The organism is Pseudomonas sp. GL_117 (genome assembly GCF_057835125.1).
The window spans coordinates 6,094,251-6,115,162 of record NZ_CM174418.1 but is presented as its reverse complement, the minus strand read 5'-3'; the positions used below and the strand labels follow the sequence as shown (position 1 = coordinate 6,115,162).

The 20,912-nt window shown below is 61.4% G+C and carries 20 protein-coding genes; 13 read left to right on the top strand and 7 right to left on the bottom strand.

Annotated features, from left to right (window positions below):
* The first annotated feature begins 83 nt into the window (after positions 1 to 83).
* The 4 genes from purE (at position 84) to AC3ISR_RS28030 (ending at position 2,638) form a co-directional block, all read left to right on the top strand.
* Entirely contained in the window at positions 84 to 575 is a 492-nt protein-coding gene (gene purE, locus AC3ISR_RS28045) for a 5-(carboxyamino)imidazole ribonucleotide mutase (RefSeq protein ID WP_003176980.1), read from the top strand.
* A gap of 11 nt (positions 576 to 586) precedes the next feature.
* The gene (locus AC3ISR_RS28040; RefSeq protein WP_192298057.1) at positions 587 to 1,672 is read left to right on the top strand and encodes a 5-(carboxyamino)imidazole ribonucleotide synthase; all 1,086 of its coding nucleotides are present in this window, start codon (positions 587 to 589) and stop codon (positions 1,670 to 1,672) included.
* A 105-nt stretch (positions 1,673 to 1,777) separates the two neighbouring features.
* Positions 1,778 to 2,023, top strand: coding sequence for a GlsB/YeaQ/YmgE family stress response membrane protein (locus AC3ISR_RS28035; RefSeq protein ID WP_016978642.1), 246 nt, complete (start codon positions 1,778 to 1,780; stop codon positions 2,021 to 2,023).
* Positions 2,024 to 2,101: 78 nt separating this feature from the next.
* On the top strand, positions 2,102 to 2,638 hold the full coding sequence (locus AC3ISR_RS28030; protein ID WP_050784921.1) for a DUF3299 domain-containing protein: 537 nt from the start codon (positions 2,102 to 2,104) through the stop codon (positions 2,636 to 2,638).
* Positions 2,639 to 2,774: 136 nt separating this feature from the next.
* Here the strand turns inward: AC3ISR_RS28030 and AC3ISR_RS28025 are convergent, their stop codons facing one another.
* On the bottom strand, positions 2,775 to 3,674 hold the full coding sequence (locus AC3ISR_RS28025; protein WP_463983700.1) for a D-hexose-6-phosphate mutarotase: 900 nt from the start codon (positions 3,672 to 3,674) through the stop codon (positions 2,775 to 2,777).
* Positions 3,675 to 3,731: 57 nt separating this feature from the next.
* Positions 3,732 to 4,136 (bottom strand): acyl-CoA thioesterase, encoded by a 405-nt coding sequence (locus AC3ISR_RS28020; protein ID WP_003176975.1) that lies wholly within the window; start codon positions 4,134 to 4,136, stop codon positions 3,732 to 3,734.
* Positions 4,137 to 4,375: 239 nt separating this feature from the next.
* Here AC3ISR_RS28020 and AC3ISR_RS28015 point away from each other — a divergent pair, with 239 nt between their 5' ends.
* The 8 genes from AC3ISR_RS28015 (at position 4,376) to AC3ISR_RS27980 (ending at position 14,967) form a co-directional block, all read left to right on the top strand.
* Positions 4,376 to 5,665 (top strand): MFS transporter, encoded by a 1,290-nt coding sequence (locus AC3ISR_RS28015; RefSeq protein ID WP_192298055.1) that lies wholly within the window; start codon positions 4,376 to 4,378, stop codon positions 5,663 to 5,665.
* A 232-nt stretch (positions 5,666 to 5,897) separates the two neighbouring features.
* Positions 5,898 to 6,884, top strand: a complete 987-nt coding sequence (locus AC3ISR_RS28010; RefSeq protein WP_192298054.1) for a phosphate ABC transporter substrate-binding protein PstS — start codon at positions 5,898 to 5,900, stop codon at positions 6,882 to 6,884.
* Between the two features lie 489 nt (positions 6,885 to 7,373).
* Positions 7,374 to 9,407, top strand: coding sequence for an ABC transporter permease subunit (locus tag AC3ISR_RS28005; protein WP_192298247.1), 2,034 nt, complete (start codon positions 7,374 to 7,376; stop codon positions 9,405 to 9,407).
* A gap of 15 nt (positions 9,408 to 9,422) precedes the next feature.
* The gene (gene pstA / locus AC3ISR_RS28000; RefSeq protein WP_192298053.1) at positions 9,423 to 11,093 is read left to right on the top strand and encodes a phosphate ABC transporter permease PstA; all 1,671 of its coding nucleotides are present in this window, start codon (positions 9,423 to 9,425) and stop codon (positions 11,091 to 11,093) included.
* A 192-nt stretch (positions 11,094 to 11,285) separates the two neighbouring features.
* Positions 11,286 to 12,119: a phosphate ABC transporter ATP-binding protein PstB gene (gene pstB, locus AC3ISR_RS27995; protein ID WP_192298052.1), complete on the top strand. Its 834-nt coding sequence runs from the start codon at positions 11,286 to 11,288 to the stop codon at positions 12,117 to 12,119.
* Between the two features lie 114 nt (positions 12,120 to 12,233).
* Positions 12,234 to 12,995, top strand: a complete 762-nt coding sequence (phoU, locus tag AC3ISR_RS27990) for a phosphate signaling complex protein PhoU (protein ID WP_192298051.1) — start codon at positions 12,234 to 12,236, stop codon at positions 12,993 to 12,995.
* Positions 12,996 to 13,163: 168 nt separating this feature from the next.
* The gene (locus AC3ISR_RS27985; RefSeq protein ID WP_192298050.1) at positions 13,164 to 14,084 is read left to right on the top strand and encodes a response regulator; all 921 of its coding nucleotides are present in this window, start codon (positions 13,164 to 13,166) and stop codon (positions 14,082 to 14,084) included.
* Between the two features lie 220 nt (positions 14,085 to 14,304).
* The gene (locus AC3ISR_RS27980) at positions 14,305 to 14,967 is read left to right on the top strand and encodes a M23 family metallopeptidase (RefSeq protein ID WP_192298049.1); all 663 of its coding nucleotides are present in this window, start codon (positions 14,305 to 14,307) and stop codon (positions 14,965 to 14,967) included.
* A gap of 3 nt (positions 14,968 to 14,970) precedes the next feature.
* Here the strand turns inward: AC3ISR_RS27980 and AC3ISR_RS27975 are convergent, their stop codons facing one another.
* The 3 genes from AC3ISR_RS27975 to phoB form a co-directional block, all read right to left on the bottom strand.
* Positions 14,971 to 16,311 carry a hemolysin family protein gene (locus tag AC3ISR_RS27975; protein ID WP_192298048.1) on the bottom strand — a complete coding sequence of 447 codons (1,341 nt, stop codon included), beginning with the start codon at positions 16,309 to 16,311 and terminating at the stop codon, positions 14,971 to 14,973.
* Positions 16,312 to 16,596: 285 nt separating this feature from the next.
* A complete protein-coding gene (phoR, locus tag AC3ISR_RS27970) occupies positions 16,597 to 17,883 on the bottom strand; it encodes a phosphate regulon sensor histidine kinase PhoR (protein ID WP_463983711.1) in 1,287 nt (428 codons plus the stop codon).
* A gap of 136 nt (positions 17,884 to 18,019) precedes the next feature.
* Entirely contained in the window at positions 18,020 to 18,709 is a 690-nt protein-coding gene (gene phoB, locus AC3ISR_RS27965; RefSeq protein WP_003231714.1) for a phosphate regulon transcriptional regulator PhoB, read from the bottom strand.
* A gap of 153 nt (positions 18,710 to 18,862) precedes the next feature.
* On the opposite strand from phoB, the gene AC3ISR_RS27960 reads away from it, so the two are divergent.
* Positions 18,863 to 19,240: a COG4315 family predicted lipoprotein gene (locus AC3ISR_RS27960; protein ID WP_192298046.1), complete on the top strand. Its 378-nt coding sequence runs from the start codon at positions 18,863 to 18,865 to the stop codon at positions 19,238 to 19,240.
* Between the two features lie 126 nt (positions 19,241 to 19,366).
* On the opposite strand, the gene ubiA is transcribed toward AC3ISR_RS27960, so the two are convergent.
* Complete coding sequence (ubiA, locus tag AC3ISR_RS27955) at positions 19,367 to 20,257, bottom strand: 4-hydroxybenzoate octaprenyltransferase (protein ID WP_192298045.1); 891 nt, start codon at positions 20,255 to 20,257, stop codon at positions 19,367 to 19,369.
* Positions 20,257 to 20,820, bottom strand: a complete 564-nt coding sequence (locus AC3ISR_RS27950; RefSeq protein ID WP_192298044.1) for a chorismate--pyruvate lyase family protein — start codon at positions 20,818 to 20,820, stop codon at positions 20,257 to 20,259. The genes ubiA and AC3ISR_RS27950 overlap by 1 nt, the downstream gene beginning before the upstream one ends.
* Between the last annotated feature and the right edge of the window lie 92 nt (positions 20,821 to 20,912).

Sequence of the window (20,912 nt, the reverse complement as noted above, 5' to 3'; positions counted from 1 at the left end):
GCACACCAAGCCACGCCGGATTTCCCGCGTGGCTTGTTGTTTTTTGACGCGCCTGCGGGCGCCCAGAGAGAAGAGGCACGACGATGAGTGCATTGGTTGGCGTGATCATGGGCTCCAAGTCCGATTGGTCCACCCTTAGCCACACCGCCGATATGCTGGAAAAACTCGGCATTCCGTATGAAGTGAAAGTGGTCTCTGCCCACCGCACCCCGGATTTGCTGTTCCAGTATGCCGATGAAGCAGAATCCCGTGGCATCGAGGTGATCATCGCCGGTGCCGGCGGTGCAGCGCACCTGCCAGGCATGTGTGCGGCCAAGACCCACCTGCCGGTTCTTGGCGTGCCGGTGCAGTCGGCGATGCTCTCGGGCGTGGATTCGCTGTTGTCCATCGTGCAGATGCCGGCCGGCATCCCGGTGGCGACCCTGGCGATCGGCAAGGCCGGCGCGATCAACGCCGCGTTGCTGTCCGCCAGCATCCTGGGCGCCAAGCACCCGCAGTTCCACGCGGTGCTGAAAAAATTCCGTGCTGAGCAGACAGACAGCGTGCTGGACAATCCAGACCCACGCATCGCCTGAGGTTGTTGACGATGAAAATCGGTGTAATCGGTGGCGGCCAACTGGGTCGCATGCTGGCCCTGGCGGGAACCCCGCTGGGGATGAACTTCGCTTTCCTGGACCCGGCGCCGGACGCTTGTGCGGCGGCCCTGGGTGAACACCTGCGCGCTGACTACAGCGACCCGGACCACCTGCGTCAACTGGCCGACGAAGTCGACCTGGTGACCTTCGAGTTCGAAAGCGTCCCGGCCGAGACCGTGGCCTTCCTGTCGCAGTTCGTGCCGGTGTACCCGAGCGCCGAAGCCTTGCGCATCGCTCGCGACCGCTGGTTCGAAAAAAGCATGTTCAAGGACCTGGGCATTCCGACCCCGGCCTTCGCCGACATCCAGTCCCAGGCGGACCTGGACGCCGCCGTCGCCAGCATCGGCCTGCCGGCCGTGCTGAAAACCCGCACCCTGGGTTACGACGGCAAGGGCCAGAAAGTCCTGCGCACTGCCGCTGATGTGGTCGACACCTTCGCCGAACTGGGCAGCGTCGCCTGCCTGCTGGAAGGCTTCGTGCCGTTCACCGGCGAAGTCTCGCTGATCGCCGTGCGTGCCCGTGATGGCGAAACCCGCTTCTACCCGTTGGTGCACAACACCCACGACAGCGGCATCCTCAAGCTGTCCGTGGCCAGCACCGATCACCCGTTGCAGGCCCTGGCCGAAGACTATTCCAGCCGCGTGCTCAAGCAGCTGGATTACGTTGGGGTGATGGCGTTCGAGTTCTTTGAAGTCGACGGTGGCCTCAAGGCCAACGAAATCGCGCCGCGGGTGCACAACTCCGGGCACTGGACCACCGAAGGCGCCGAGTGCAGCCAGTTCGAAAACCACCTGCGGGCGGTGGCGGGCTTGCCGTTGGGTTCCACGGCCAAGGTTGGCGAGAGCGCAATGCTCAACTTCATCGGCGTGGTACCGCCGGTGGAAAAAGTCATCGCTATCGACGACTGCCACTTGCATCACTACGGCAAGGCCTTCAAGGCCGGGCGCAAGGTCGGCCATGCCAACCTGCGCTGCAAGGACCGCGCGACGCTGGAAGCGCAGATCCTCAAGGTTGAAGCGCTGATCGCCGAGCAATAAGCCAAGTCCGACGGGAACCATTGTTGACCGTCGTCTCTCTGATTGCAGGATGCCAAAGCCTGTCTAGGCTTTGGCATAGCTCACCTACATTCAGAGGGAAATGCCATGGGTATCATCGGAACCATCTTTATCGGCTTGATCGTCGGTCTGCTCGCGCGTTTCCTCAAGCCTGGCGACGACAGCATGGGCTGGATCATGACCATCCTGCTGGGTATCGCCGGCTCCCTTGCCGCGACCTATGGTGGCCAGGCGCTGGGTATCTACCAGGCAGGCCAGGGCGCGGGCTTCATTGGTGCACTGGTTGGCGCGATCATCCTGCTGGTGATCTACGGTCTGATCAAAAAGAAATGATCTAAGCGACAAAGCCCTCTGCGCTGCGCAGGCGCAGAGGGCTAGAATGCTCGCCACCTGTACTTGTCGAGCCTCTCCATGCGCCGTCTTTTGTTGACTCTCCTCTTGCTCGGCTCCGGCCTGGCCCACGCCGGTGAACTGCCGGAAACCGATTGGCTCGACCTGATGCCGCTGTCGGACCAGAAAGCCCTCGAAGCCATGCCCGAGATCGACCACAACTCCCCCGAAGCCCAGGGCACCTTTACCGACAAAGGTGGCTTGAAGCAGAGCAAAGGCTTGCCGGCGGTGATGTATTCGACCAAGACCGTGGCCGCCATGAACGGCAAGAACATCCGCATCGGCGGCTACCCGGTGCCGCTGGAAACCGATGCCAAGGGCCGCAGCACGCTGTTCTTCCTGGTGCCGTACCCGGGCGCCTGCATCCACGTGCCGCCACCGCCGCCGAACCAACTGGTGCTGGTGCGTTATCCCAAGGGGCTGAAGCTGGATGACATCTACACGCCGCTGTGGGTGACGGGCACGTTGAAGGTGGAGAAGGTCAACAATGACCTGGCGGATGCAGCGTATGCGCTGGATGCTGGCAAGGTGAGGGTGGTAAAGGAGTCGGATCTCTAACGCCTGGCGAAGATCTAATGTGGGAGCGGGCTTGCTCGCGAATGCGGTGGTTCAGTCGAAATATTTGTGTCTGATACACCGTCTTCGCGAGCAAGCCCGCTCCCACACAAGCCCGCTCCCACATTTTGATCAGCGCTTACAGGTCGAGACCTGTGATGCTCACGCCCAGGGTGTGGCTTCGGCCGGGTGCCAACTCAACAACATCATCCAGCACATTCGCCGTCTCGATGCACAACATGCCCGTCCAGCCGTCATCGGCCATGTCATCAAACGCCTTGGCGCGTTCGGTCCACGGGTTCCAGATCACGGTGGATTTCGAGCCCTGGCTGGTGAGCTGGATGCGGCGCTGCCAATCCTGATCGACAATGTTCAACTGCGCCGGCGTATCCAGATAGATGCGATCGGTCTCGGCGTTGAAGTGCAGCAGCCCGCTCTGTCGTTTGGTCGTCCAGCCGTCGGCGGTGTCGATATAGGCCGTTGCGTCCAACCCTTCGACGTGCACGTTACGCACATCGCTCACGGCGAAATAAGTGTGCAGCGCCTGGCTCAGGGTCACGGTGTCGGTACCACGGTTGTGGCTGGTCAGGCGGATATGCAGTTGTTCGTCCAGCAGCAGGCTCAAGGTCAGCTCGACCTGGTGGGGCCAGCCGGGGAAGCCGCCCGCCGGCACAGGCAAGACCAGGTCGATACGCAGGGCGTCGCCTTCAAGCTCGGTCGTGGCCAATTCCCACAACGCAGTGCGCGCAAAACCATGGGCGCCGGCCGGCTGCTCGCTCTGGCGCATCGCCTTGACGCTCTGTGGGTTGCGCTCAAACACACCAAACCACGGCCAGCACACCGGCACGCCGGTGCGGATGCCTTTGCCTTGCTTGAACACCGCTTGCGGGTTCGGCCAGATCAGCGGCTGCTCGCCATCACGCTTGTAACTGAAGATATGCGCGCCCTGTTGGGCCACCATCAATTCAGCGCCGTTGTGGCGGATGCGCCAGCAGTCCAGCTCATCCAGTTTCACGGTTTCAACGTGGGGCGTAGGCATAACAGCGCTCTCAAATGGCAGGCAATGGGGCAATTGACCGTCAAAACCCCGCGAGGTTTAACGGGCGCGCGATGGAACCGAGCGCGTGCGGCCACTGCCGTCGATGGCGACGAACACGAATACCGCCTCGGTGACCTTGCGCCATTCGCTGGACAGCGGGTCGTCGCTCCACACTTCGACCATCATCTGGATCGAGCTGCGACCGATTTCCAGGGCCTGGGTATAAAAGGACAGTTGTGCGCCCACGGCGACCGGCACCAGGAACGCCATGCGGTCGATGGCCACGGTGGCGACACGGCCACCTGCGACCTTGCTGGCCATCGCCGTGCCGGCGAGGTCCATCTGCGCGACCAGCCAGCCGCCGAAAATATCGCCAAAGCCGTTGGTTTCACGGGGAAGCGCGGTGATTTGCAGGGCGAGATCGCCTTGCGGGATGGGGTCTTCTTGTTCGAGTTCGATCATGCCGAGGATGCCTCTCAAGACTGCGGGTCTGGCGCGTGCAAGGGCCGAGTATATCGGGAGCCTCGCGCCGCGACGACCGTCTATGGCTGATTTGGTCGGCAATTCGCCGCTGTATTGCGGCTTTTTCCGACAACTGTGCTTCTGGTGTGCTTTTGCAAGCGATTTGCTATCGTGCCCAACCGTCCTGGCTCAGCCAGCACCTCGGATCTGCCGTTCTGACTAATAAGAGAAGCCTTGCCATGTCCTCCGTGCCCGCAAGCAGTGCGCAACCTTCGCGCCCGCTGACCCGCAACGACTATAAAACCCTGTCGCTGTCTGCCTTGGGCGGGGCGCTGGAATTTTATGATTTCATTATTTTCGTGTTTTTCGCCACCGTGGTCGGAAAACTCTTTTTCCCCGTCGATATGCCTGAATGGCTGCGCATGATGCAGACCTTCGGCATCTTTGCCGCCGGCTACCTGGCACGCCCGCTGGGCGGCATCATCATGGCGCACTTCGGCGACCTGCTGGGTCGCAAGAAGATGTTCACCCTGAGTATCTTCATGATGGCCGTGCCGACCCTGATCATGGGCCTGCTGCCGACCTACGCGCAGATCGGCCTGTGGGCGCCGATCCTGTTGCTGCTGATGCGCGTGATCCAGGGCGCGGCGATTGGCGGCGAAGTACCGGGCGCCTGGGTGTTCGTCTCCGAACATGTACCGCCGCGCCACGTCGGTTATGCCTGCGGCACCCTGACCAGCGGCCTCACCGCCGGCATTCTGCTGGGTTCGCTGGTGGCGACAGCCATCAACACCCTGTACACCCCGGTAGAGGTTTCGGATTTCGCCTGGCGCATCCCGTTCCTGCTTGGCGGTGTGTTCGGCCTGTTGTCGGTGTACCTGCGTCGCTGGCTGCATGAAACGCCGATCTTCGCCGAGATGCAGCAACGCAAGACCCTGGCCGCCGAACTGCCGCTGCGTGCGGTTTTGCGTGACCATCGTGGTGCCATCGTGCTGTCGATGCTGCTGACCTGGCTGCTGTCGGCCGGTATCGTCGTGGTCATCCTGATGACCCCGACCGTGCTGCAGACCGTCTACCACTTCGCGCCCACCGTCGCCCTGCAAGCCAACAGCCTGGCCATCGTCACCTTGAGCCTGGGCTGCATCCTCTCCGGTGCCCTGGCCGACCGTTTCGGCGCTGGCCGTGTGCTGGTCGCCGGTTGCCTGTTGCTGCTCGGCAGCTCGTGGACCCTGTACCACAGCCTCTTCCAGCATCCGGACTGGCTGTTCCCGCTGTACGCCCTGACCGGTTTGTTCGTCGGCACCATCGGCGTAGTGCCTTACGTGATGGTGAAAGCCTTCCCACCCGTGGTGCGCTTCAGCGGCTTGTCGTTTTCCTACAACGTCGCCTACGCCATCTTTGGCGGCCTGACGCCGCTGGCGGTGTCGTTGCTGATGAAGGAAAGCCCGATGGGCCCTGCCTACTATGTCGCCGTGCTGTGTGTGATGGGGATGTTGGTGGGTGGGTATCTGTGGAAGCGTTCCCGCTAAGCGCTTGAGAGTGATCGTTCCTATGCAATGTAGGAACGATCACATTACAGAGTATTTCTGAACCACCCCCGTTGTTGCCCAACCCCCCGTATTCTCGACCTTTCCCCGTTTAGCCGCGTTTAAAGCCAATACTGGCCTTTCATCTAATTGTCATATTCCAGACATAGAGTGTTCACACGGCCTACCGATACTTGGCCCCGATCCAACTATCCCTATCTGCTAGGAGTAAGGCATGAAACTGAAGCGTTTGATGGCGGCTATGACATTTGTCGCTGCTGGCGTTGCGACTGCTAACGCATTCGCCGCTGTTGACCCAGCTATCCCGAGCTACACCAAGACCACCGGTGTGTCGGGCAACTTGTCCAGCGTTGGTTCTGACACCCTGGCCAACCTGATGACCCTGTGGGCTGAGTCCTACAAAAAAGAATACCCGAACGTAAACATCCAGATTCAGGCCGCTGGCTCCGCCACCGCGCCACCTGCGTTGACTGAAGGCACCTCCAACCTGGGCCCGATGAGCCGCAAGATGAAGGACACCGAACTGGCTGCCTTCGAGCAGAAGTACGGCTACAAGCCAACCGCTATTCCGGTTGCCGTGGACGCCCTGGCTGTATTCGTACACAAGGACAACCCGATTCAGCACCTGACCATGGAACAAGTCGACGCGATCTTCTCCTCGACTCGTCTGTGCGGCGGCAAAGCTGACGTAAAAACCTGGGGCGACCTGGGTGTGACTGGCGACCTGGCCAACAAGCCAGTGCAACTGTTCGGTCGTAACTCGGTATCCGGCACTTACGGCTACTTCAAAGAAGAAGCCCTGTGCAAAGGCGACTACAAGCCAAACGTGAACGAACAACCAGGCTCGGCTTCGGTCGTGCAGTCGATCAGCTCCTCGCTGAACGGCATCGGTTACTCGGGTATCGGCTACAAGACTGCAAGCGTGAAGACCGTTGCCCTGGCTAAAAAAGGCAGCACTGACTTCATCGAAGACAGCGAAGAAAACGCCCTGAACGGCAAATACCCGCTGTCGCGTTTCCTCTACGTTTACGTCAACAAAGCCCCGAACAAGCCTCTGGCTCCGCTGGAAGCTGAGTTCGTGAAACTGGTGCTGTCCAAACAGGGCCAGGAAGTTGTCGTGAAAGACGGCTACATCCCACTGCCAGCCAAAGTTGCCGCCAAGGCCCTGGCTGACCTGGGTTTGAAAGAAGGCGCCAAGTAAGCCTGCAATACCTGGTGTAGCAGCGGGCCCTGTGGGAGCGGGCTTGCTCGCGAAGGCGGTGTATCAGTCGCCACTGTGTTGAATGACACGCCGCCTTCGCGAGCAAGCCCGCTCCCACACAAGCAAACCGGTCTACACCTCCTAATTTTCAGTCCGCTGCCAGCTCTGCTACGCGGCGGATTTCTTGCGTCACTGCATTGTCATCTTTCTGTCATACAGGATCGCTAGGGTGTGCGCATGAATGATCTGGCCAATTCCACCATGACGACGACTTCTCCTCCCAAGCGCATTGATTTCAATACGCCTGAGCTGCAACGCAAGCGCCGCATTCGCGCGCTCAAAGATCGCCTGACCCGTTGGTACGTGTTGATCGGCGGCCTCGCCGTCCTCGGCGCTATCACCCTGATCTTCTTCTTCCTCGCCTACGTGGTCGCGCCGTTGTTCCAGGGCGCCTCGCTGACCAAGGAGGACGCCTTGACGCCCGCCTGGATGCAGGACGCCGGCAAACCGTTGATGATCTCCCTCGAAGAGCAGAACCAGGTCGCCATGCGGGTTTCCGACAAGGGCCAGGCACTGTTCTTCAATGTCGAAAACGGCGCCGAACTCAAGCGTGTCGACCTGCCGCTGCCAGCCGGTACAAGCGTTGCTTCCATCGGTGAAGACCAACCGGGCAGCCCACTGGTGATCCTTGGTTTGTCCAATGGCCAGTCCCTGGTATTCCGCCACACCTATAAGGTGTCCTACCCGGACGGCAAGAAGACGATTACGCCTGCGATTGAATACCCCTACGGTGAAACGCCGATCGTCCTGGATGACGCCGGTCGCCCACTGGAGCACGTTGCGCTCAACGCTACGGATTCGTCCCTGGTGGTCGCCGGTTCCGCCGGTTCGCACCTGAACGTGCTGTCCCTGAGCCGCGAAGAAAACATGATGACCGGCGAAGTCACCAGCGAGCAGAAGCGTATCGAGCTGCCGCAAATGACCGAGCCGGTGAAGGCGATCTTCATCGACCCACGGCAACAGTGGCTGTACGTGATCAACGGTCGCGCCCTGGCTGATGTGTTCAGCCTGCGCGACAAGAGCCTCAACGGTCGCTACAAATTGTTGGAAGATGGCACCGCCGAAATCACCGCCAGCACCCAGCTGGTTGGCGGTATCTCGCTGATCGTCGGTAACTCCAAGGGCGGCCTGGCCCAGTGGTTCATGGCCCGCGACCCGGATGGCGAGCAGCGTCTGAAGCAGATCCGCACCTTCCAGATGGGCACGGCGCCGGTTGTTGAAATCACCGCCGAAGAACGTCGCAAAGGCTTCACCGCCCTGGATGCTTCCGGCAAGTTCGGTGTGTTCCACAGCACCGCTCACCGCACCTTGCTGGTGGATCAAGTGGTCGACGCCCAGGGCGTGTTCGGCTTGTCGCCACGGGCCAACCGCGTGATCGTGGAAGCCGGTGGCAAGCTGCAACCGCTGGCGCTGGACAACCCGCACCCGGAAGTTTCGTGGAGCGCGTTGTGGAGCAAAGTCTGGTACGAGAACTACGACGAGCCTAAATACGTCTGGCAATCGACCGCCGCCAACACCGACTTCGAACCCAAGATGAGCCTGGCGCCACTGACCTTCGGTACGCTGAAGGCGGCGTTCTACGCCATGTTGCTGGCCGCGCCACTGGCTGTCGCCGCGGCGATCTACACCGCTTACTTCATGGCCCCGAGCCTGCGCCGCAAGGTCAAGCCGGTGATCGAACTGATGGAAGCGATGCCGACGGTGATCCTCGGCTTCTTCGCCGGCCTGTTCCTGGCGCCGTATGTCGAAGGGCATCTGCCGGGGATTTTCAGCCTGTTGATGCTGCTGCCGATTGGCATCCTGGTGGCCGGCTTCATCTTCAGCCGCTTGCCTGAGTCGATCCGCCTGCGCGTTCCCGATGGCTGGGAAAGCGCGATCCTGATCCCGGTGATCCTGTTTGTGGGCTGGCTCTCGCTGTACATGAGCCCGTACCTGGAAACCTGGTTCTTCGGCGGCGACATGCGCATGTGGATCTCCCACGACCTGGGCATCACCTACGACCAGCGCAACGCCCTGGTAGTCGGCCTGGCCATGGGTTTCGCGGTGATCCCGAACATCTATTCCATCGCCGAAGACGCCGTGTTCAGCGTACCGCGTGGCCTGACCCTGGGCTCGCTGGCCCTGGGTGCCACGCCGTGGCAGACCATGACCCGCGTAGTGATCCTGACCGCCAGCCCGGGCATCTTCTCGGCCCTGATGATCGGCATGGGCCGCGCCGTCGGCGAGACCATGATCGTGCTGATGGCCACCGGGAACACCCCGGTGATGGAGATGAACCTGTTCGAAGGCCTGCGCACGCTGGCGGCGAACGTCGCGGTGGAAATGCCCGAGTCGGAAGTGGGCGGCAGTCACTACCGCGTGCTGTTCCTCTCGGCGCTGGTGCTGCTGCTGTTCACCTTCATCATGAACACCCTCGCCGAGCTGATCCGTCAGCGTCTGCGCAAGAAATACTCGTCGCTTTAAGAAAGGTAGAAGTCTGTGAAACAGAACTCCCTGAATGGATGGTTCAAGAGCGGCGCCCCAGGCGTCTGGATCAGCGGTGGCGCGGTGTCCATCGCGGTCATCATGACCATTGGTTTGCTGGCTGTGATTGCGGTGCGTGGTTTGGGCCACTTCTGGCCGGCTGACCTGATCCAGGCCAACTACAGCGTACCGGGCCAGGCAAACCACATCGTCATCGGCGAAGTGGTGCAGAAAGAAGAAGTGCCGCGCGAGCGCCTCAAAAGCGCTGGCCTGCCCGTGCCGGAACAAGGCCCGGAATTCATGACCCGCGAGCTGATCAAGGTCGGCAACCGGGACTTGAACGGCAACGACTTCACCTGGATCGTCGGCGAGTGGCTCAAGGACCAGACCAAGCCGGTCGAGCTGATGGCCATCGAGCGTCGTGAGTGGGGTAACTTCTACGGCACCCTGGTCAACGTCAAGCAAGATGGCAAGATCATCGCCGAAGGCGAGGCTGCGTGGCCGGAGTTGCAAGCCCGCGTTGACCGCGTGAACAAGTTGGCTGCCCAGCTCAAGAGCCTGGAAAAAACCGACATCGGCGCGATCAACGCCGGTCTGGAACGCATCCGCCTGCACGGTCGCAAGCTGGAACTGGAAGGCAAGCTTGATGCTGCCGCCCAGGCCGACATGGCTGCCGACCGCGCCGAGCTGAATGCCCGCTACCAAGACATCGAAGCGCGCCTGGCCGACCTGCATACCCAGTTCAACCGTGACGCGCTGACCGCCCGTGATGGCAACGGCAAGGAAGTCGAGATCGGCATCGGCAAAGTGGTGCACGCCTACCAGCCGAACGCCATGGGCACCTTTACCAAGATCGGCTTCTACTTCAGCAAGGTCTGGGAATTCCTCAGCGATGACCCGCGCGAAGCCAACACCGAAGGCGGGATCTTCCCGGCGATCTTCGGCACCGTGATGATGACCCTGATCATGGCGATGATCGTGACGCCGTTCGGCGTACTGGCGGCGGTTTACCTGCGTGAATACGCCAAGCAGAACGCGCTGACCCGCATCATCCGCATCGCCGTGAACAACCTGGCCGGCGTACCGGCCATCGTCTACGGCGTGTTCGGCCTGGGCTTCTTCGTGTATGTACTGGGTGGTTCGGTAGACCGCCTGTTCTTCGCCGAAGCCCTGCCGGCCCCGACCTTTGGTACGCCGGGCCTGTTGTGGGCCTCGCTGACCCTGGCACTGCTGGCGGTGCCGGTGGTGATCGTGGCCACCGAAGAAGGCCTGGCGCGGATTCCCCGCACCGTGCGTGAAGGTTCCCTGGCACTCGGCGCGACCAAGGCGGAAACGCTGTGGAAGATCGTGCTGCCGATGGCCAGCCCGGCGATGATGACCGGCATGATCCTCGCCGTGGCCCGCGCCGCCGGTGAAGTGGCGCCGCTGATGCTGGTAGGGGTAGTGAAACTGGCGCCGTCGCTGCCGCTGGATGGCAACTACCCGTACCTGCACCTGGACCAGAAGATCATGCACCTGGGCTTCCATATCTACGACGTCGGCTTCCAGAGCCCCAACGTCGAAGCGGCACGGCCACTGGTGTACGCCACCGCCTTGCTGCTGGTGCTGGTGATCGCCACGCTGAACTTGTCGGCGGTGTGGATTCGTAACCACCTGCGCGAAAAATACAAAGCGTTGGACAGCTAATTGGAGTGAACGCGGACCCAATGTGGGAGCGGGCTTGCTCGCGAATGCGGTGTATCAGAAACACATGTGCTGGCTGACATACCGCATTCGCGAGCAAGCCCGCTCCCACACTGGACCGCGTAGCACACAGATTTTTGAGTAGGCCGCCACAGGTGGCTCAACACAACGAATTGGTAGCACAGGGAGCATCCCATGCAACACGAAACCCATTCCCACGGCATCAACATGTCTGCCCTGGGTCGCGACAAGCAGAGCCTGAGCCTGGCCCAGGAAACCGTGGCCATCGAAGTACCGGGCCTGAGCCTGTACTACGGTGAGAAGCAGGCGCTGTTCGACGTCAGCATGAACATCCCCAAGCAGCGCGTGACCGCCTTCATCGGCCCGTCGGGCTGCGGCAAGTCCACGCTGCTGCGCACCTTCAACCGCATGAACGACCTGGTGGACGGTTGCCGCGTCGACGGCGCCATCAACCTCTACGGCAGCAACATCTATCGCAAGGGCGAGGATGTGGCCGAGCTGCGTCGTCGCGTGGGCATGGTGTTCCAGAAGCCCAACCCGTTCCCCAAGACCATCTACGAAAACGTGGTCTACGGCCTGCGTATCCAGGGCATCAACAAAAAACGCATCCTCGACGAAGCGGTTGAGTGGGCCCTCAAGGGCGCTGCGCTGTGGGATGAGGTCAAGGACCGCCTGCACGATTCGGCACTCGGCCTGTCCGGCGGCCAGCAGCAACGTCTGGTGATCGCACGGACCATCGCCGTGGAGCCGGAAGTACTGCTGCTCGACGAACCGTGCTCGGCACTCGACCCGATCTCGACGCTGAAAGTCGAAGAGCTGATCTACGAGCTCAAATCCAAGTTCACCATCGTCATCGTGACCCACAACATGCAACAGGCGGCGCGGGTTTCCGACTACACCGCATTCATGTACATGGGCAAGTTGGTGGAATTCGGCGATACCGATACCCTGTTCACCAATCCGGCGAAGAAGCAGACCGAAGACTACATCACCGGTCGCTACGGCTAGTTGAGGCAGCTGCAAGCCGCAAGTTTCAAGCGGCAAGTAAAAGCAGTTTGATTAACGACACACATCAGCTTGCAGCTTGTAGCTTGCGGCTTACAGCTTTTGCGGAGCAAAACCATGATTTCGAAGGAAGGCCTTACCCACCACATCTCCGCGCAGTTCAACGCCGAGCTTGAGGAAGTGCGCAGCCACCTCCTGGCGATGGGCGGTCTGGTGGAGAAGCAAGTCAACGACGCCGTGACCGCGCTGATCGAGGCCGACTCGGGCCTGGCCCAGCAAGTGCGTGAGATCGACGACCAGATCAACCAGATGGAACGCAATATCGACGAAGAATGCCTGCGCATTCTGGCCCGTCGCCAGCCGGCGGCGTCCGACCTGCGTTTGATCATCAGCATCTCCAAGTCGGTGATCGACCTGGAGCGCATCGGCGACGAAGCCACCAAGATTGCCCGTCGTGCCATCCAGCTGTGTGAAGAAGGCGAAGCGCCGCGTGGTTATGTGGAAGTGCGCCACATTGGCGACCAAGTACGCAACATGGTGCGTGATGCACTGGACGCGTTCGCCCGTTTCGACGCCGAGCTGGCGCTGTCTGTCGCCCAGTACGACAAGATCATCGACCGCGAATACAAGACCGCCCTGCGTGAACTGGCGACCTACATGATGGAAGACCCGCGCTCTATCTCGCGGGTCTTGAGCATTATCTGGGTATTGCGTTCGCTGGAGCGGATCGGCGACCACGCACGCAACATTTCGGAGCTGGTGATCTACCTGGTGCGCGGCACCGACGTACGGCACATGGGGCTCAAGCGCATGAAGGCTGAAGTTGAAGGCTCGACCGATCAAATCCCTAATGTTCCCGGCGAATCTGACGATAAGTAAGGTTGCCCGAGAAATTAACGCCCGGCCATTGGCCGGGCGTTTTCGTTTGTGGCTTCTGAATTTTTTGCGCGGCAGGCGTAATAAAGTCCTGCTGTGACTAACGAGTTTTGGCAAAATGCCACCAGTCAGGCGTCTTGCGTGCCGAAGTTTTTATAGGATGAAGGGTCGATGAGTAAAGTCAGTGTATTGGTGGTGGATGACGCCTCGTTTATCCGCGATCTGGTGAAGAAGTGCCTGCGCAACTACTTCCCTGGGATCAAGCTTGAAGATGCGGTGAACGGCAAGAAGGCCCAGACCATCCTGATGCGCGAGACGTTCGACCTGGTGCTGTGCGACTGGGAAATGCCCGAGATGTCCGGCCTTGAGCTGTTGACCTGGTGTCGCGAACAGCCTCATCTCAAAGCCATGCCGTTCGTGATGGTGACCAGCCGTGGCGACAAGGAAAACGTGGTCCAGGCGATCCAGGCCGGGGTTTCCGGCTATGTCAGCAAGCCGTTCACCAACGAGCAGTTGCTGAACAAGGTCAAGCAGGCCCTGCACAAGGTCGGCCGCCTCGACGCCCTGGTTGCCAGCGCACCGACCAAGATGAACTCGGCTTTCGGCAACGACTCCCTGAGCGCCCTGACCGGCGGCAAACCCGAAGCCGCTCGCACGGCGCCGGTTGCGGCTGCCGCCCCCGCGCCTGCGGCGAACCGAGGCCTGCTCAACAGCCAGCCGGTGCAGGCACCTGCCGCGGCCGCCGCGCCGGCGGCTGGGCGCGGCCAGGGCCAGTTGCGCCTGTCCAGTGGCACCCAGCAATGCGTGATCAAGGGCCTGAGCATCAAGGAGGCGCTGTTGGTGGTGCGTCGCGGTGAGGTCCTGCCCCAGGTATTGGAAAGCGCCGTGCTCGACCTTGAGCAAGGCGACAACGCCGAAGTCGCACGCCTCAACGGCTACCTGCACGCCATCGTCGCTCACGAGCCCAAGCCCGACAGCGACTGGCTGCAACTGACCTTCCGGTTTATCGACCAGGACGCGCAGAAGCTCGATTACATCTCCCGCCTGATCGCCCGCGGCACCGCGCAGAAGCATTTTGTGCCGGGTGCGTAACCTTAGGCACGACACCTGAACATTGTGGGAGCGGGCTTGTGTGGGAGCGGGCTTGCTCGCGAATGCGTTGTACCAGTTGATGCATGTGCCGACTGACCCACCGCATTCGCGAGCAAGCCCGCTCCCACCAAGCCCGCACCCACGGTTGATCTGCTTTGCCGCATACAGAGTTGTCATGATCCCTTGCTAGCCTGCCGTTTCATCTCGGCAGGTTCACTTCATGCTCAAGCGCTGCTTGCTGTGCTGCGGGCTGGCCACGGTTGCCATGTCGGCCCAGGCCATGACCGTCTACAAATCCGTCGATGCCAACGGCAACGTGGTTTACAGCGACCGGCAAACCCCCGGGGCGCAGGCGTTCGTGATCCAGGAGCGCAAGCCCGAGCGGCCCGTGCTTGATAGACCCAAGCCCACTTACTCGTCGCAAGCCTACCGCTACCCGCTGCCCTGGCGCGGTGGGCCGTTCCGTCTGAGCCAAGGGCCCAACGGCAGCTTCAGCCATACCGACGCCAAAAGCCGCTACGCCATGGACATCGCCATGCCCGAAGGCACGCCGATCATCGCGGCGCGCAGCGGCGTGGTGGTGAAAACCGAGAACCAGCAGGCCGGACGTGGCAACGATGCGTCGGGGAATTTTGTGCGGGTGCGCCATGATGACGGCACCGAGGGCGTGTACCTGCACCTCAAGCAAGGTTCGGTCAGCGTTCGGGTGGGGCAACGGGTCGCGGTGGGCAGCCCGCTGGCGCTGTCGGGCAATACCGGCAACAGCAGCGGGCCGCATCTGCATTTTGTGGTGCAGCGCGCCAGTGAGGCGGGGCTGGTGTCGATCCCGTATGAGTTCAACCAGCCGGTGGGCGCATTGCCCAACTTTGCGTTGGGCAACTGAGGCTCAATCCAGGAGCAGGACCTTGGCCAATACGATCTTTGGCCCTTTCATCTTCTTGATGATGATCCGCAAGCCTTCGACTTCCAGCACTTCTTCTTCTTCCGGCACCCGTTTGAGGGTTTCGTAGATCAGGCCGGCCAGGGTTTCGGCTTCGATGTGGTCCAGATCGATGCCCAGCAGGCGCTCAATCTTGAACAGCGGCGTGTCGCCACGCACCAACAGCTTGCCCGGCTGATAGGCCAGGATGCCGCGCTCGGCCTTGCGGTGTTCATCCTGGATGTCGCCCACCAGCACTTCCAGCACGTCTTCCATGGTCAGGTAGCCGATGATCTTGCCGTCGGCTTCTTCCACCAGGGCGAAGTGTGCGCCGCCCTTGCGGAACTGCTCCAGCAGCTGCGACAACGGCATATGCCGCGACACGCGCTCCAGCGGGCGGGTCAGCTCGGCCAGGTTGAACGACTCGGGGATGTGGTCCAAAGCCGCCAGTTCCAGCAGCAAATCCTTGATGTGCAGCAGGCCCACGAATTCGTTGCGCACCGCGTCATACACCGGGTAGCGGCTGAATTTGTGGCGACGGAACAGCGCGAGGATTTCCTTGAGCGGGGCATTGAAGTCCAGGGTCACCAGGTCTTCCCGGGAGTTGGCCCAGTCCACCACTTCCAGTTCGCCCATTTCCACCGCGGAGGCCAGTACGCGCATGCCTTGGTCGCTGGGGTCCTGGCCACGGCTGGAGTGCAGGATCAGCTTGAGTTCTTCGCGGCTGTAATGGTGTTCATGGTGCGGGCCGGGCTCGCCTTGGCCGGCGATACGCAGGATCGCGTTGGCACTGGCGTTGAGCAGGTAGATCGCCGGGTACATCGCCCAATAGAACAGGTACAGCGGCACCGCCGTCCACAGCGACAACAACTCCGGTTTGCGGATCGCCCAGGACTTGGGCGCCAGTTCGCCGACCACGATGTGCAGGTAGGAAATCACGAAGAACGCGGCGAAGAACGATACGCCCTTGATCACTTCCGGCGACTCGACGCCCACGGCGCCCAGCAGCGGCTCGAGGATATGCGCAAACGCCGGTTCGCCGACCCAGCCCAGGCCCAGGGAGGCGAGGGTGATACCCAGCTGGCAGGCCGACAGGTAGGCGTCGAGCTGGCTATGCACGGTGCGCAGGATCTGCCCGCGCCAGCCGTTGGTGTGGGCGATGGCCTCGACGCGGGTCGAGCGCAGTTTGACCATGGCAAATTCCGCCGCAACGAAAAAACCGTTGAGCAGTACCAGGATCAGTGCAAAAAGAATCATGCCGAAGTCGGCGAAGAGTGTAGCGAGGGTGATACCAGGGGAAGGGTCCATGATGGGGTTTTGCAGGTTCCGTGTGTTCAATAAGGGTTAACAGGTGGCCCGCAAACGCGGACGCAAGTCGGCCAATGTAGCGGCTGGAGGGGCGCTTGCCTAGTGGCTGCTGCCAGGTGGGGCCTGGAATGCGTCTTTGAAAGCGATGCGAATCCACTGTGGGAGCTGGCTTGTGTGGGAGCGGGCTTGCTCGCGAAGGCGGTTTGTCAGAAAAGGATGTGCTGACTGATACACCGCTTTCGCGAGCAAGCCCGCTCCCACATTCAGCCCAGTGGTGCATTCGGGTTATTCGTCGGTGCCGAGGACGCGCGAGGGGGTCACCTGTGCCGGCGGAAAGTGGCAGGTAAACGTGCTGCCATGGCCCAGTACACTGCTGATTTCCAGGCGCGCACGGTGGCGCAGCAGCACATGCTTGACGATTGCCAGGCCAAGCCCGGTGCCGCCGGTGTTGGAGTTGCGGCTGGAGTCGACGCGGTAGAAACGCTCGGTCAGGCGCGGCAGGTGCTTGGCGTCGATGCCGATGCCGGAATCCTGCACGCTCAAGTGGGCGCCTTGTTCATCGGCCCACCAGCGGATGCGGATGGTGCCCTTGTCCTGGGTGTACTTGACGGCGTTGAACACCAGGTTGGAAAACGCGCTGCGCAACTCACCTTCGCTGCCTTTGAGCAGCACCGACGGGTCGGCTTCCAGGGTGATCTGCTGGCCGCGTTGGCCGGAGAGGGCCTGGGCGTCGTGCTTGATGGTCTGCAACAGGGTTTGTACGGCCACCGGCTGGTTGTCCGACGGGTAGTCGGTCGCCTCCAGCTTGGCCAACAGCAACAGGTCATTGAGCAGGGTCTGCATACGTGAGCCTTGCTGCTGCATCTGTTGCAGCGCCCGGCTCCAGCGCGGGTTGATCTCGTCGACATTGTCCAGCAGCGTCTCCAGGTAGCCACAGATCACCGTCAACGGTGTGCGCAGCTCGTGGGAGACGTTGGCGACGAAGTCCTTGCGCATCTGTTCGAGCTGGTGGATGCGGGTCACGTCGCGGACCAGCATCAGGTGTTCGTTGTTGCCATAGCGCGTCAGGTACAGCTGGATGCGCACGCGGTCATTGGTGGGCGAGGGGATTTCCAGGGCTTCTTCGTAGTTGTCCTGCTCGAAGTATTCCTTGAAGCGCGGATGGCGTACCAGGTTGGTCACCGGCTGGCCGCTGTCCTGGGGCGTCTTGAGGCCCAGCAGGGTTTCGGCGGCGCGGTTCCACCACTCCAGGTTGCCGTCGCTGTCGAGCATGATCACCGCGTCTTTCAGCGCGGCGGTGGACTCCTGCACCCGGTCGATCACCGCTTGCAGGCGCCCGCGCACCCGTTGGTCGCGGCGTTGCAGGTGGTAGATGCTGTCGAACACCTCGCCCCACAGGCCGTAGCCGTCGGGCGGTGCTTCGTCGGGTTTGTGCTGGCGCAGCCATTCATGCAAGCGCAGCAATTGCTTGAGCGTCCAGCCCAGGTACAGGCCGATGCCGATGGCCAGGCTCCAGCCGTAATAACCGCTGATCAGGCCGACCAGCAGGCAGCCGGTGACCAACAGGAGCATGTGGCGGATCAGGGTGCCGTGCCAGTTTTGGTTCACGATCGGTCCTTCGGACAGTGAAAAGTTTCAAGCTGCAAGCTTCAAGTCAGAGCAGATTAGCTTCCACTTGCCGCTTGCAGCTGACAGCTTGCAGCCGCTTTCAACCTTTGGTTGAAAACCGGTAGCCCGTGCCGCGCACGGTTTGTACCAGATTCTCGTAGGCATCGCCCAAGGCTTTGCGCAGGCGACGGATATGCACGTCCACGGTGCGCTCCTCCACGTACACGTTGCCGCCCCAGACCTGATCGAGCAGCTGGCCGCGGGTATAGGCGCGTTCCTGGTGGGTCATGAAGAATTGCAGCAGGCGGTATTCGGTGGGGCCCATCTCGGCCGGCGTGCCATCGATGGTCACGCGGTGGCTGATGGGGTCGAGGATCAGGCCGCCGACTTCAATCGGCGCTTCGCCATCGGTAGGCCCGGCGCGACGCAGGACGGCTTTCAGGCGCGCTACCAGCTCGCGTGGGGAAAACGGCTTGGTGATGTAGTCATCGGCGCCGACTTCCAGGCCCTGGATCTTGTTGTCCTCTTCGCCCTTGGCGGTGAGCATGATGATCGGGATGTCCCCGGTCAGTTCGTCACGCTTGAGACGGCGGGCCAATTCGATGCCGGAGGTGCCGGGCAGCATCCAGTCGAGCAGGATCAGGTCGGGCTTGCGGTCGACGATAATGGCATGGGCCTGCTGGGAGTTTTCCGCCTCCAGGCAGTCGTAGCCGGCCATTTCCAACGCAACGGCGATCATCTCGCGGATGGGCGCTTCGTCGTCAACGATCAGAATGCTCCTGCCAACCATGCCTAAATCCTCTTGTCATTTAACTGTCTTGCGCCGCATTAGATAACGGAATTATTGCAGTCGTGTGACAGTAATTTAGTCGCTTGGGCAATCTGCGTCTCTGTGGGCTACGCTTTGAGTCCGAATCCTGACAACCACAAAAGGAAGGTTCCGATGACTTACAGTACTGTTTCCTGGAAGGCCCTGTTGGTAACGGCGGCGTTGGCGCTGCCGAGCCTGGCCTTCGCGATGGACCCGGCGATGACTAAAGACGGGATGTTGGTGGATCACAAAGGGATGACGCTCTACACCTTCGACAAGGATGCCGACGGCAAGTCAGTGTGCAAGGACCAGTGCGCGATGAACTGGCCGCCACTGATGGCTGAATCCACTGACAAGTCGATGGGCGACTGGACGGTGATCACCCGTGATGACCAGACCAGTCAGTGGGCTTACAAAGGCAAGCCGGTGTACACCTACAAGGATGACAAGAAGGCCGGGGACAAGACCGGTGATGGCAAGGGTGGGGCGTGGCATGTGATCAAGCCTTGAGCCAGCGGAGCCACTAAAAGCATCGCGGGCAAGCCCGCTCCCACACTTTGAATGTATTCACCGATCAAAATGTGGGAGCGGGCTTGCCCGCGAAGGCGATCGCTGAGTCACTACAAAAAATGGCACTTAGCGAAACCCGTAATCCAACACAATCCCGACAAAAATCGCCAACCCCGCCCAGTGGTTGTGCAAAAACGCCTTGAAGCACTTCATCCGATCCCTGTCCCGCGTGTACCAGAACTCCCACGCAAAACAGCCCGCCGCGGCCAGCAGCCCCAGGTGGAACCAGCCCCCCAGCTCAAACCGCGCCCCGGCCAGCAACAGGCACGCCAGCGCCAGCCCTTGCAGGGTCAGGATAATCACGCGATCGGCATCGCCGAACAGAATGGCGGTGGATTTCACGCCGATCTTCAAGTCGTCATCGCGGTCGGTCATTGCGTAATACGTGTCGTAACCCACCGTCCACAGCAGGTTCGCGATGTAGAGCAGCCAGGCAGTGGCAGGCAGGCTGCCGGTCTCGGCGGTGAACGCCATCGGCATGCCCCAGGAAAACGCCGCGCCCAGCACCACCTGCGGGTAATAGGTATAGCGCTTCATGAACGGGTAGCTCGCCGCCAGGGCCAGGCCGCCCAGGGACAGCAGGATGGTGGTGGCGTTGGTCAGCAACACCAGCAGGAAACTGATGCCCATCAGCACCGCGAAAAACACCAGCGCCTCTTTCGAACTGATCTTGCCGCTCACCAGCGGGCGTTGCTCGGTGCGTTTCACATGGCCGTCGACCTTGCGGTCGGCCCAGTCATTGATCACGCAACCGCCGGCGCGGGTCAGCACCACGCCGAGTACGAAAATCACGATATTGATGAAGGACGGCGAACCCTTGCCGGCAATCCACAACGCCCACAGCGTCGGCCACAGCAGCAGGTAGATGCCGATGGGCTTGTCCATGCGGGTCAGTTGAATGAAATCCCAGGCCCTGGGGTTCAAGCGGTTCAGGGACTTGAGCAGGCGTTGATACATCAGCAGTTCTCCGGATGGGCGTGCAACGCGTGCCAGAAGTTCGGCAGGAAGATTTCCGCGACCAGAATGCTCAGCGCGCCGCGATCGAAGCGCGAGCGACGGCCCCACAGCCCGTCGGCCTGATCCGCGGTGGGCAGCCATTGGCGCGGGTAGTGGCACACCTCGATGGCTTGGCGGGTGAACGCCTGGTCGCAAAACAGCAATTCGCCCAGCGAGCGGCTGCCCAGTTCATCCATGTGCAAGCCATCGCCCTGCAATGCGCTGCGCGACGCCACGCTGCGGGCAAACACCCACGGCTGGCCGTGCCCGCGTAAATACACTTCGCGCACCCAACCGACGCTGGCAGGGGCCAGTTCAAGGGCGGCGCATTCGTCGTCACGCAGCGGCTGCCAGCCCTCGAACAGCGGTGTCACGCTGAAACCGTCGTTGGACAGCCACGTCAGCCGGCGCGTCAGCGAGTCTTCGTTGAACAGCCAGTTGACGGTCAGGGGCGCAGGCATGGGGGACAGAAGGCTCTGGGTCAGCCATTGGCAAGCATCGGGCAGGGCGATTGAGTGCGGCACGGTGAGTCAGTATTGGCAGCCAAAGAGGCGGCGAGCTTACCATGGCATCCCGGGATTTTGCCGGGCCGGCCCTGCCGTTTGCGTCGATCATG